Source organism: Flavobacterium sp., assembly GCF_027484945.1.
Classification (GTDB): Bacteria; Bacteroidota; Bacteroidia; order Flavobacteriales; family Flavobacteriaceae; genus Flavobacterium.
This window is the reverse complement of record NZ_JAIXRZ010000040.1, coordinates 1-13101: the sequence shown is the minus strand read 5'-3', so window position 1 is coordinate 13101 and position 13101 is coordinate 1. Positions and strand designations below refer to the sequence as shown.

General features: G+C 38.1%; 6 protein-coding genes. All 6 read left to right on the top strand.

Translation table 11 applies throughout. The features are described 5' to 3' along the window. Positions 1 to 1763: hypothetical protein (locus tag Q0039_RS06005; protein ID WP_297510622.1), on the top strand; the 1763-nt coding region annotated here is incomplete at its 5' end. Continuing rightward, the gene (dpdF, locus tag Q0039_RS06000; RefSeq protein ID WP_297510619.1) at positions 1763 to 4225 is read left to right on the top strand and encodes a protein DpdF; all 2463 of its coding nucleotides are present in this window, start codon (positions 1763 to 1765) and stop codon (positions 4223 to 4225) included. The genes Q0039_RS06005 and dpdF, both read left to right, overlap by 1 nt. Next, the gene (dpdG, locus tag Q0039_RS05995; RefSeq protein ID WP_297510616.1) at positions 4212 to 5114 is read left to right on the top strand and encodes a protein DpdG; all 903 of its coding nucleotides are present in this window, start codon (positions 4212 to 4214) and stop codon (positions 5112 to 5114) included. Before dpdF ends, dpdG begins: the two co-directional genes overlap by 14 nt. Then, complete coding sequence (gene dpdH, locus Q0039_RS05990; RefSeq protein ID WP_297510613.1) at positions 5111 to 8182, top strand: protein DpdH; 3072 nt, start codon at positions 5111 to 5113, stop codon at positions 8180 to 8182. The genes dpdG and dpdH overlap by 4 nt, the downstream gene beginning before the upstream one ends. A gap of 7 nt (positions 8183 to 8189) precedes the next feature. Further along, positions 8190 to 8915: a hypothetical protein gene (locus Q0039_RS05985; RefSeq protein ID WP_297510610.1), complete on the top strand. Its 726-nt coding sequence runs from the start codon at positions 8190 to 8192 to the stop codon at positions 8913 to 8915. Then, on the top strand, positions 8915 to 13101 hold a 4187-nt coding region (dpdJ, locus tag Q0039_RS05980; RefSeq protein ID WP_297510607.1), incomplete at its 3' end, for a protein DpdJ. The genes Q0039_RS05985 and dpdJ, both read left to right, overlap by 1 nt.

Here is a 13101-nt window from a genome sequence, read left to right as displayed (position 1 = left end):
GTTCGGAGTTGTCAGTTTTATTTCCTGGACTTGCAGGTTTGACAATAGTTGAATGGGAAGTTGACCTTTCAGATTTTACTCTTGATGAAATGATTGAAGATTATCGAAGTTTAGCAATTGAGAATCCCAATAACTATATAGGTATGAATGAAAAGTTGTATTTGAATTGGATAGATGATTTTCTAGTTTCCCCATTCTGTATTGTGCGAAGAGTTGATAATTTGTTAAAGACATTTTCTGGTTCGCTAACTTCGGTCGAATTGGAAATATTGGAGCAACTTTCCAAAAGAGCAAGGTATGAACAAGAGCAGAAGGATTTAGTCCTTATCAACTCTTTGAGGGACTGGTTAAATTTTTATCCAGATGGGAAGGTTGTTGTTTTTTGTGGTGACAATAATTTAGCAATTAATTTATTTGAATTACTGGACGATGGTCTTGATAGCATAGAAGTCGAATACTTTGATTGTGATGAGACACCTCAATTCAATTTACCAGGATCTAGTGTAAGGGTTTTGATTTGTGATGGTCGGGGTGAAGATGGTCTGAATTTGCATGGAGGGAGACGCCTTGCTATACATTATGGTCTAACTAGATCATGCAGTCGAATTGAGCAAAGACTAGGGCGTTTAAATAGATATAGTGCAAACTTAAGGTCAGTTCGACCAGTTGAGAGTTTGATAATTATTCCAAAAAGAACTGGGGTGCTTTCAAAATGGGTGAACTTGCTAGATAACGCTGTGGAGGTATTTGATAAGACGGTTGCTAGCCTTCAGTTTGTTCTTGAAGAACATCTAGAGAAAGCTTGGAAAAAAACCGCTAAAAATGGACCTAAATCAATCGACGAAATTTTTCATCAGTTAAGCGGTGAGAATGGCTTACTTTGTTTGGAACGTAAAAAAGTCAAAGCTCAAGAAGAGTTGCTTGCAATGGATGAAGAAGTTCATCAAGCAATTGAATTCGCGGAGCAAATGAGTGAAGCGGATGAGATTGCTGAAGAGCAAGCAAGAGACATGGTGGGTTGGATTAATGATGTATTACAATTTAAAATGTCTGGTTCAGTCAACAATATATTTAGATTCTCTTTTCGCGGGGATGCAGACCATGGTGCAAGGACAATGGTTGATGTTCGCACATTTATAAGCAAATGTCTTAATGGGATAGATATGGGTGCCAATCATACTGCCTCAACATCTCAAATGACCGTTTCAAGAAGCAATACATATGGTTCTCAGGAAGTTTTTCCTTTTCGCTTTGGTCAACCTTTCATTGATTCCATATGGGATTTGATGCAAACCGACTCACGAGGTTCCTCAAGCGCTTATTTGCGAATGTTTAAAGATCGTTCGTTTCCAGAGTTGCGACAGTGCTTTCGTCTTGATTGGCTTATTTCTTCCTGTGGTCCAGGATGCACTGATATTGAAAAACGAATTGGTGATGAGAAGTTAACGCCATATATTTTAACTCAGTGGTTAGAAGAAGACGGACGACCAGTAGATACAGAATTTCAGAAAATGTTAGAACTTCCTTATGAGTCTAATAATGGATTTGTTGATAAAAGTTTAAAGCCTGATTTATGGAAAGCTCTTAACAAAATTCTTCCGCCAGAAAGTTGGAAAAAGGGTGTTCTTGCATTGGAAGAATTCGCTCGAAATTCGATTCTTCAGACTTTCTCTAGCGATCAACCACTACCATATGTCCAACTAATCGCAATGCATGCAACGCTTCTAGCGGGTCCTGATACTTTTTCTGAGGTAAATGCTTGATGGAGTCGCAATGGTTTCATTTGCAAGAGTTTGTTAATGGCAATAAAAATGCATTAACTGAATTAGATGAACCATTTTTTTTAAGGTTAATTGATGTTTTAGATGATTTAAAAGCAGGGTTTTCTGATAAATATAAGGCATTACAAGATGCTTTAAGATGCGCAACTGTCCATGGTTTAAAAGAACCAGCGTTAAAGCTACAAAACTTACTACCGGTTAGCAGTGAGATGGTTCGTTTTGGGTTAGGCTATGAACCGCTATTGAAGCGATATACTCTTAGTGATAAGAGTCTAAGTGATGCTGAGATAGATGTTTATAAGAGAGTTAAGCGTCGATATCTTAAAAAGACAAAAATTGATTTGTCACTTATACCTTTTCTCGGGGGTTACAAAAATTATAATGGTCTTGGTCAGGCATCCTCTGTTCGAAGCGTCCTTACTGCCCCTTCAAAAAGCACTATTATAGTTAATCTTCCAACCGGATGTGGTAAGACTTTGGTGGTGCATAGTTTAATACTTAAAACACAACCGAGTTTCATGACCTTAGTTATCGTCCCAACAGTAGGTCTAGCTATTGAGCAGTCATTAAGAGTTAAAGAGTTACTAAGTAATGTTAAGCAGGATCATGGTGGTGAATATGCGTGGTACGGGAATCAAAATGAGGATGAGCGTGAAAAAATTCGCGAACGTTTAAATAATTCTACTCAACGAGTTCTATTTTGCTCTCCGGAGTCTGCTACAAAATCCCTTTTGCCTATTTTATTTAGAATTGCAACTCGTGGTCATCTTGGTGCTGTAGTTGTTGATGAGGCTCACCTTATAACTCAATGGGGCGGAGAATTTAGACCGGAATTTCAGCTTATTGCCCCATTGATACATTCGCTTCAAGCTAATTCGGAGTCAGGGATTCGTACGATTTTGATGTCAGCGACTTTTAGCCCCTATTCTCTAGAGGTTTTAAGAGGGCAATTTGCAAGTCCTGGAAAAGAGGTTATAGAGATACATGGTGCATTCCTAAGACCCGAGCCTTCATATTCAATAATTAAAGCCAGCTCTTTTGACCATCCTGATAAAGTAATAAATAAAATTTTTGATTTACCAAGACCTTTAATCGTTTATACATCAAAAGTTGAGGATGCTATGGAATTGCATATTAAACTTAAACGAGAAAAATTTAACCGCGTCGGGTTGTTTCATGGGAGAACAAGTACCAAGGAACGTGAGGAAATAATCGAATCCTGGCGAAATGGAAGAATAGATATTGTAATTGCAACATCTGCTTTTGGTGTTGGCATGGATAAGTCTGATGTTCGTTCTGTTTTACATGCGGCAATTCCAGAAAATATTGACAGGTATTATCAAGAGTCTGGTCGAGGAGGTCGTGACGGAAATGCTAGCTTAGCAACTATTATTTTTCATCCTAAACAAATCAATGAAGCATTGTCAATAAACACCGAGCAACTTATTACAACTGAGATTGGATTAGAACGTTGGTCTAGTTTGAGTCGAAATGCCGAAACTGATGAAAATGGATTTATCGCCGTAAATTTATCAACTCAAAGAATAGGAGTGCTTTTTGATAGTGAGCAAAATCGCTCATGGAACTGGAGAACTTTACTATTGATGCAACGTTCTGGTTTCATCAGACTGCATTTTGATGCTCCCAGTCTACCCAATCACGATGAGTCAACTTCAGATGCTGATCATCAGGCATTCCTTAATTCTTACTTTAGTACTTATTTTAATACTGTGAAAGTTGAAATTTTAGATGATGGACATCTTAATAAACAGGATTGGATTTTAAAGGTTGGTGAGCGACGCAACTTAGAGCGAACTGCCAGGGCAAATGGTTTTTCAGTTTTAGAAAAATGGATCGCGAATCCAGAGAATCCATTGTGTGAATTATTTTGTTCTTTTTATACTAATAACTTTTCAGAACCAGAACTGGCATGTGGAGGTTGTCCAGGTTGTCGAAAAATTGGTCGAAGTCCATTTACACCTACTTTGGGGTTTTCAGGAAAAGTTGTTGGATGGTCCTCCCCAAAAAAAAACGCTTTTCAACTTGATAATCTTAAAGTCTATTACTCTGAAATAAATTCACCTACAGTTCTTTTGTCCGAATGGAAAGGCTTCATAGATTACTTATTGCAAACTAGCACTATTCAGGCAATTCGTGCAAAGAGAGAAGTTTTGGAACTGCTACATTCGATGTTACCACTAGGTCAAAATTACTTTTGGTGCTCGTTGGATCCTCAAGATGAGAATAAACAATGGTCGGAACTTATGCTTCTTATGCCTGGGGACGAGTTTAGTCCCGTTACAATAGGTGATAATTTTAGAATCATAATTGCACCTAAAGGTTTAGTTGATCCAGACTTGCCTCATCGGAGATGGTGGGAATGTAACAACAATAGTATGGCATTAGAGCATTTCAAACGAAGGGTATTCAATGTCAATAATTAACAATGCTAATCCTGGTAGCGTTATCCGTCTAATTTGTCTAATCGATAACGTTTTGACAAAACGAAAAGGTAAACCAATTTCAAGAAAAGACTTATTAGATTTATGCCGACCTTCCAATCTTCCAGACACTGAAGGTGCTAGGGGGAGGTTTGAATCTAATCTTAATTTCTGGATAAAAGAAGAATTCTGGATAGAAGATGAGCAAGGGGTGCGTTCTAAAGATGAACTTAGCTCGGAAGAGGATTTTGCAGATCGCCTAAGGGATACTATTGTTAAAAATGCCCTACGAAAAGATCAACAAAATATTTGTGATGGTAATGGAATAGAGCCTTTTTTGACTTCAATTACATGCTTGTTAGCACAAAACAATTACACCTTTTTGGGTGGAGATAAACTTGTTTCAGGTAGTTCTGGAAATGTTGCACAGATTGTAAACAAATATTTACCAGAAAGATTGAAAATAAATTTGTCAAATGACGCTCCAACATTGCTTGAGTACGGTTATTTTTTGGGATTTTTAGAACCAATAGACGCCAAAAACTTTATAGTTGACCCGACTCGATCAATTCAGAACGTACTCAAAAATATTTTTGCGCAAACTAATGAAATGAAAATTCGCGAATTCATTAAGCAGTTATCTACGCTTTTACCGATGCTTGATACAGGGGTTTTTCGGCAACAGATAGAACCACTAATGGTTGAAAATGGTTGGGTTCAAACAGATTCGCACTTAATAAGTTCTAGCCTTAGTCATTCTTTAACTCGTTTAAGTAACGGGTTTAATATTGTTTTAGAGGTGTCATCAGACGATTTGGAAGGTATGCGAATACATTCAAACAATGGAAGCAGGGTAGTAAATAAAGTTCGTTATGTAGGTGGTACAAAATGAGCTTAAAAAATTATTGGCCTAGTAAGGAGCATGTTGCTCAATGTATCAGAACCGAAGCTGAGGAATTAGCAGAAATTACTTTGCTAGCAGTACATGAACCAATGCAGTTGCTAAAAAAAGAAAAAACTCAAGATGTTTATGTAACTGAAAATGAACTGCTCGAACATTTTTTGAAAGTTGACAGACCGATTCCCATAATTGGTCGTTCAGGTGTGGGGAAGTCGCACTTAATTCGTTGGTTAGCTACTCAATTAAAATTTAGGGAAGAGTCAAAAGATTGGCATGTCGTCCGAATTCCTAAAAACGCAAGTCTGCGGCAAGTTTTAGATTTGCTTTTAAATGGATTGACTGGAGAAGTCTTTGAGCAAGCACGCTCAAAAATTAATTCGATCGGACAGAGTTTAGACACAATGGAGGTCGCAGATCACTTACTTGTTTTTATGAGTCATCAACTCAAAAAGAAATACAAAGATGCACTTAGGTCGGTCGAAGATTTCAAGTTAACTGGTACCGTACCTTCTGATGAAGAAAAAAAACGCTTAAAAAAGATCATGACACATGCCTCTGACGAGGTTGGGTTACCTGCTTTAATAAATGACGTTATATTCAAAGTCAATTTGTTGAAGCCGAGTCATTGTATTTATCAGTTTGCTAGTCGTCTAACTCAAGGCGCGAGTAATGACGAGTTAAGTAAAAATGACTATCAAATTCATGCTGATGACCTTGATTTCAGTATGAATCTACAAGATTTAGCCTTAAGCGCCAGAAGGTACGTTCAGACTGCACAGTTGAACACAAGTCAAACTGCGAGGGAGGATGCTGTTTCAGTTTTAAATGAGGTTCTTGGGGATGCAACGAGAGAGGCTTTTCACCACCTTTTTCAATTTAACGGTGGTAGTTTCCAAGAGTTATTTAAAGATATCCGACGCCATCTTAAAGGTCGTACATTAGTAATACTTGTTGAAGATATGGCAGCAATCTCTGCTATAGAGGATGTGCTAATCGACTCTTTGCTGGAGCAGCAAATCACTGATGGCGAAGCAACTCTATGCCCTTTGAGATCCGCAATTGCCGTTACAGATGGATATGCCGGTTATGTTCGTCGGCAAGATACTATCAAGACAAGATCTAGATCTGAGTGGTGGATTGAAGAAAGAGTTGGAAATGAAGAAGAAACTACAGAACGCATAATAGATTTTTGTAGTCGATACTTAAATGCTGCGCGCCATGGTTATGATTCATTGAATAATCTTAGTTTGCCGAAAGTGGGCGAATCGTGGCCGCCTGTATGGCAAGATGTCGTTGATGAGGATCATCAATATTTACCTGCATTTCAAACATCAATAGCAACTGGAGTCCCGCTGTATCCGTTTAATAAAGCAGCAATAACAGCTCTTTCAGATAAGTTCTGTCGTGATCCATTAACCGGAGATTTGCAATTTAATCCCCGAGAAATCTTAAATAATATCTTATTGGCAGTTTTGCGAGATTGTCGAGATTCATTTGAGGAGAGTTTGTTCCCGCCTGTTAGTCTAGCTGGCATTAGACCTAGCGGAGGTCTTCGAACCGGTCTGCATACTCTAGGCCTCGTAGATTCTTCCAGGACTGAAACCCTTGCGGCAATTTGGGGTTTTGGTTCTAAGAACCTAGAAGAATTAAAGAAAAAGTTAAGTGCTGATATTGCCTTAAGTTTTAACATGCCTGATTTTTCTAGGTATTTAAATACGGGACTCATAGAAGGGGATCCTCAGAACTCAATCGAGGTGGTGAAAGCACCTGAAGCTATTGAAATTATGAAGATATTGCCTGCAACCGATCCAAACATAGTTGCAATGGATAAGTTGATTGAAACTGTTGATCACTGGTTTGAAAAGAGAAGTGAGTTGGGTCAGAACGAGGCGAGATTACTTCGCACAAAACTTGATGAGATGTATCAGATATACGCTCGAAATGATTGGAAAAATATTCGTGACTTACCTTCACTAAAGGTAAGTAACAGGCCAAATATATACTTACCTAATGCGATGGGCAATCCTGCCACCCAAGACATATGTTTTTGCAATGATCAACAATTCTCAGACGCTGATAACTCGAGAGAGTTACACGCAGTTGCTTTAGCAATTTTTAGATATGATTTTTACAACCCCAGGGATGAAGGTCCTGGTTGGACTTATCCAGAAGGTTTTGATGATTTCACTCGATATCAAAACTTTGCAACCAAATGGGTTCCCTTGGTACTTCAGTCAAAAGTTGTTGAATTTAGAAGTCAATTGACCTTAAAAGTTGCAAAGCATATCCAATCTGCATGGGTTTTAGGAGTTATTAAAGAGACTGATACTCACATTGATTGCTTGAATAAATTATTGATTAAAAGCGATGCAATAAAATCTATACTTCCTTCAGCATTATCAAACACTGTGAGACTTGTGAGAGAAGAGCATCTTGCGCAGTGGGACGAGTTACGAAAGGGTTGGTTAAGTTTAATTTCAGCAAGTGATCAAGGCTTGTTAGGTGACCTAGCAATTATTGCGATCAGGGAGGGCCTAAAAAGTTCGCCTGATAGATCCCTATTAAGAAATAAAGAGTTGGTTTCAAATGAAATTCAAGAAACCTTAAGCTTATTTAATTTATTGACTGAATGCAAAAGTGCGGAAGAATTCAAAAATCATATAGATATGTTATTAAACTTGGTACGTAACCTGCAAAAAACTGGTAACTATCCAATCAATATTGATTTGCCGACAGCAAAAACTTTTTTAGGAAAAATAGAAAAATTATTATCCATGCCTTTATTATGGACTAATGTAAAGAATCTCATGAGTTTATTTAAGACTGATAACGTTATTAGAGATTGGTGGTTGATAAATCAAATTGATGAAAATGTGATAAGTGAGTTGAGTACTGTTTTGGTTGGTTGGAAAACTATATATTCAATCGCACTCCCAAGATTGAGAAATGCAAATCGAGCATCAGGGGGAGATCAATTAGTTGAATCAAAAGCACTTATAGACGAGTTATTAACAAATATTTCGACCGTTATCTCGGAAATTGGAGTTAAAAATGATTAGTAAACAAATGATCGAACTTAACTCCGAGCTCGAATTGAGCAATCAAACAAAAGGTTCAGCGCAGAAAATAATTGAATATACTGAAATTTATCGTCAACTAAACCCCCATTTCATAACGCTCAGAAAATTATCTGACAATTTGATTGCACTAGAAGGTATTGGCAACGAACTTCAATTTTCAGAGGAACTCCTACATGTTTTATCAGTAATTAGAACTTCTTTTGTAGAGTTCAATGAAATTTGGTTGGAGAACTCAGAGGCAGTTCGGCAAGGAAACTCTTTGATAAACTTAGTGAATGGTCTCAAAGGGGTATCTGATAAATTCGAAAAGGAATTAAAAGAATATTGGGACTTGCAAATTGAGAGTTTGAAAAACAGTTTTGCTTTGGAGGACGTTCTTTTGGAGACTCAAAAGCTAATCCCAGGCAAGGAGGTAATCTATTCTGAATATATTATTAATCGAACCTCTTTTAATGAAAAAAGTAAAAACCTGCCGGAAGAAAGCTCTGTTATTAATGAAATTCAGACTATTGCAAAAAAGTTGCAAGAGTTAATTGTTCAAATGGAGTTTAATCTTCCAGAGGAAGTGGAAGTCTTTTTTAAGCATTTGCGTCTACCAATCAATGGTGGCAAAGCCCCATTGCGGTTACTGACGAAGAATGTGATTGATTGGATTGAGGTTAACAAATTGACAGATAAATTTTTTGTAGAACAGATGAATAGACGTTTTTAATGATCACTTTAGATGAACTTCACAAATGCTTAGATAGACTGGAAGAGGAGGAAACAACTCTACTATCCTGGGGTGATACTGGCGGATTTTTTACAAGAGATGAAGTTATAAATACTTTGGAATCCGTTTTCCCGCAGCATGATCCTGATGAGTTGTTCTTGGAAATGGAACGACGAGCAATGCTGCTTTCAGTCCCTTCAATTAATGGTCAAGATATTTATAGAACACGTATGGGGGAGTCTGTTCATCTGTATAGGAATCTTCGCCAATGGTTTCATAAAAAACCAATAACCGAAGCCCATACTTTGGTATCTGATTACAGATTTCTGAGGAGACAAAGAAGTTATCCAGAAAGAAAATTTGACTCTACCAAAACACTTCAGTCTTGGAATTCGATTCTCGAACTTAAAGATTTTGAAAGTTTAGCTGTTAAGTCTTTGTTGGAACCAATTGACAAGTATCGTTTGGCAGGTTTTCAAGTTAGATCAACAGAGCGAATTATAAAGGCCTACAGATTCCACAGTAAGAATGTTAACGGAAAACCCACAGGGACTATTGTATGTGCTGGCACGGGAAGTGGTAAAACATTGGCATTTTACTTGCCTGCTATCACTGCATTAGTCGAAAGTTTACGTACTGACCATACACCTAGGGTGAGAATTTTAGCAATATATCCAAGAAAGGAACTATTAAAAGATCAATTTATGGAGTCCTGGGGGCAGTGCAGAAAATTAGATCAACAACTTAAAGATGTTATTGGTAGGAAAATTAGAATAGGGGCATATTTTGGAGACACTCCTTTAAATCAAGTTGAAACATTGAGAAGTGTTAATGCCAAAGCTAGTTTAAATAATGGGATGTCATTCGATTTGCTTAGATGCTCTACAGATGGATGTAAAGGGAGCATGCGTTGGTCACGAGTTAATATAGAAAACGCTAAAGAAGAATTAACTTGTTCAATTTGCTCTCATAAGGTTGGACATGATGAGATTGGATTAACAAGAGATTCTTTATCCAAGAATCCCCCAGATATATTATTTACCACCACAGAAATGCTCAATCAGAATTTGGGTAATCATTACCATAACCATCTGTTTGGCATCGGTCAGAATGCAGGACCAGTTCTGGTTCTCCTCGATGAGGTTCACACTTATGGCGGAAATTTAGGAGCGCAAACATCCTATTTGCTTAGGCGATGGATGCAACGATCGTTTTGTCGTCCTCATTTCGTTGGACTTTCAGCGACTCTTGCTGATGCTGAAAATTTCTTTGCTGAACTTGTGGGTGCCGATAGTCAACATATTCAGTTAATTGAACCTAAGGTTGATGAAATGATTGACGAAGGTGCTGAATATCTGCTTGCCCTAAGGGGCGATCCTGTTTCACAGAAAGCTTTACTATCAACGACAATACAGGCAAGTATGTTGACGCGTCGATTGCTTGACGATGGTAATAAGGTCTCCAAAGGTACATGGGGTTCTAAAACATTTATTTTTACTGATGATTTAGACGTTAATAATAGACTTTTTCATCAACTTGCTGATGCCGAAGGTTGGAAAACAAGCTATAAGGGCTTGGTCCCCGAGAGTGTGCCTTTAGCAAATCTGCGTGGTCCATCTATTCAAGGGCAGGTAAATAATCGCCAAAGAATCCTACTAGGGCAGGATTGGGGTGCCACAAGATATATCGGACATACATTAGGTCCAGAGGATAGAGCTCGCATAGCAAGGACATCAAGTCAAGATTCTGGAGTCGACCCTTCTGCTGAAGTTGTCGTAGCAACTTCAACACTGGAAGTGGGTTTTAATGATCCATCTGTGGGAGCAGTTATTCAACATAAAGCGCCTAGGGATGTCGCTTCATACTTACAAAGAAAGGGGCGAGCAGGGCGTTTACGTTCCATGCGTCCATGGATGATAGTTATACTTTCTGAATTTGGAAGAGATAGAGTCGCCTTTCAAAGATATGAGAGTTTGATGAGTCCGGAAATTAAAAGACAGGGTCTGCCATTAAGAAATGGGCACATCCAAAAGATGCAAGCAGCGATGACAACTTTGGACTGGTTGGGTATGAAATTAGTGCATGGTTCAATCTGGACAATTCTTAATAAACCTAATAGCTATAAGAGCGCTTGTAAAAAAATTCTACAGTTAGTTGACACAATCCTAGAAGGTGGTGAGTTACAAGACGCATTTGTTCTTTACCTTGGTTACGCACTCCAAATTGATGATGTTGAGTTGCAACGTATTTTATGGTCTCCACCTAGATCGATAATGATGGAATTTTTACCAACTCTTAGACGCTTATTGGAAAGTAATTGGAATGAAAACGGAATTGAATGGAAGGCTTTACGGTCATCAAGATCACCTATGCCGGATTTTATACCCGACGCATTATTCAGCGAACTGAATCTTCCTAGGCTTCATATTGGATTACAGCGATGGAAAAATAAAGAATATATTTGGGATTCACTTTCTTTTTATCAAGGCTTAAGGGAATTCTCGCCAGGAAGAATATCTAAAAGGTATGCTGTAGATAGCAATTATGAAGCTGATTGGTTGGTGCCTAAGAGTTTTATTCCAACTCCAGGTCGAAATCAAGATATTTATTTCGATATTCAGGAGGCGTTTGGAAATAATTTAGGAGATGAAGGCTTAGTTGAGTTGGAGGTTGCTTCTAAAATTCAAGTTTACCGCCCCCATGAAGTCTTCACTTCTTCATTAGATTCCAAATTCAAGTTGACTGAAAAGAGTAATTCGCAGTTGTATTGGAATGTTCAGTTTACACCTCCAGACCTGGTGCATTTGCATATGCCCCCAAGTGGCAGTTGGAATACTTTCTTAAGAGATATAACGTTTTGTACACACCAGACAATGACCCCTTTGGAGGTTATTAGATTTAGCTCGGGTGCCAGAGCAAATTTGAATTTTAGAACCGGTGATCCTCAAATTTCTGTAGATTTTAAATGGCAACTTAATGGAGTTTCAGTAGGAATCGGAACAAGGCAGTGGGTTGATGGCATGCGTTTAAGATTCAATATATCTCATGAGGATATATTGAATATTTGTAAGGAAGATGAAGTCCTCCGCGGATTAAGACCGGTATTCTTTAGGCACCTAGTAGTAAATTTAGATTACTTTCAAGATGATCATTTCACTGCTGGTTGGGTTTCTGAATGTTATTTAGCATTTCTAGCATCAGAAATGATATTTCAGGAGGGCAATTCACCCTCAATAGAGCGTTGCATAAAAACAGTCTCCACAAAAGAGGGTATGTTGAAATTACAGCAAATCCCTGGCAGCCTTTTTCAGTCCAATGAATTGGACGAGGGCGGTCTTGAACAAGAGCTTCAAGCAAAATTAAAAGAGGTGCTAACCTCAGAAGATCTTCTAAAAGACATGGAAGTCTGTTCGGAGGCGCTTTGGAAAGAGTTGCATCATTTAAAAGGCTTTGAAGCCTGGGTAAAAATTGTACTTGGAAATACGCTTGCAGCAGCGTCATTACAAACATTATGTACGCTTTTTGAAGACGTAGATGAAAGATCGGTAATAGTTGACCCTATATGGAAAGGCTCGGAACTTTCTGTTTGGTTAAGTGAGTCCGAGTCAGGTGGTAGTGGTGTAGTCACTAGATTAAATGACACATATTTTGACGATCCAATTAGATTTTTAAATGTATTTGTTCGCAATCTTCAACCGGGGGATTATGAGCAGATTGATTATGATCTCTTTGCTATGCTTAGTAGTTTGAATGAGGATGAATCTTTAGCAGGTGCTTTTCTTAAAGTAAGGGAAGCATCAGATCATAAAGAGCGTAGAAGTTCAATTAAGCAACTACATGCATCCTTTCAAACAGCGGGGTTTGCCTTGTCACACAGCTTTCTTTCTGTGTTGCACTCAAGAGTTCTTCGTCAAGGAAGTAATAAGGACAGTGATATTGAGTTGCTTTCTATTCTTTTGACATGGCGAGATCTTGAAAAAAATACTGGTATAGAATGGCCTCTGAATATTGCAGCACACACAATTGCTAGGAAAAAAAATGCAACTATTTCTGATGCTAAGTCAACATTCCTAGACTTTTGTAAAATTCAAGGGTTGTTGTGGCCGAGGGGTTACATAATTCGTCAATCAGAATTAAGTTACTATAACCCATTCATAAACGAGGTATCTATTTCAGAACGCCTATT

Bases quoted from the DNA above. Each gene is read 5' to 3' on its own strand.
- dpdF (WP_297510619.1), top strand. From the start codon at position 1,763: ATGGAGTCGCAATGGTTTCATTTGCAAGAGTTTGTTAATGGCAATAAA.
- dpdG (WP_297510616.1), top strand. From the start codon at position 4,212: ATGTCAATAATTAACAATGCTAATCCTGGTAGCGTTATCCGTCTAATT.
- dpdH (WP_297510613.1), top strand. From the start codon at position 5,111: ATGAGCTTAAAAAATTATTGGCCTAGTAAGGAGCATGTTGCTCAATGT.
- Q0039_RS05985 (WP_297510610.1), top strand. From the start codon at position 8,190: ATGATCGAACTTAACTCCGAGCTCGAATTGAGCAATCAAACAAAAGGT.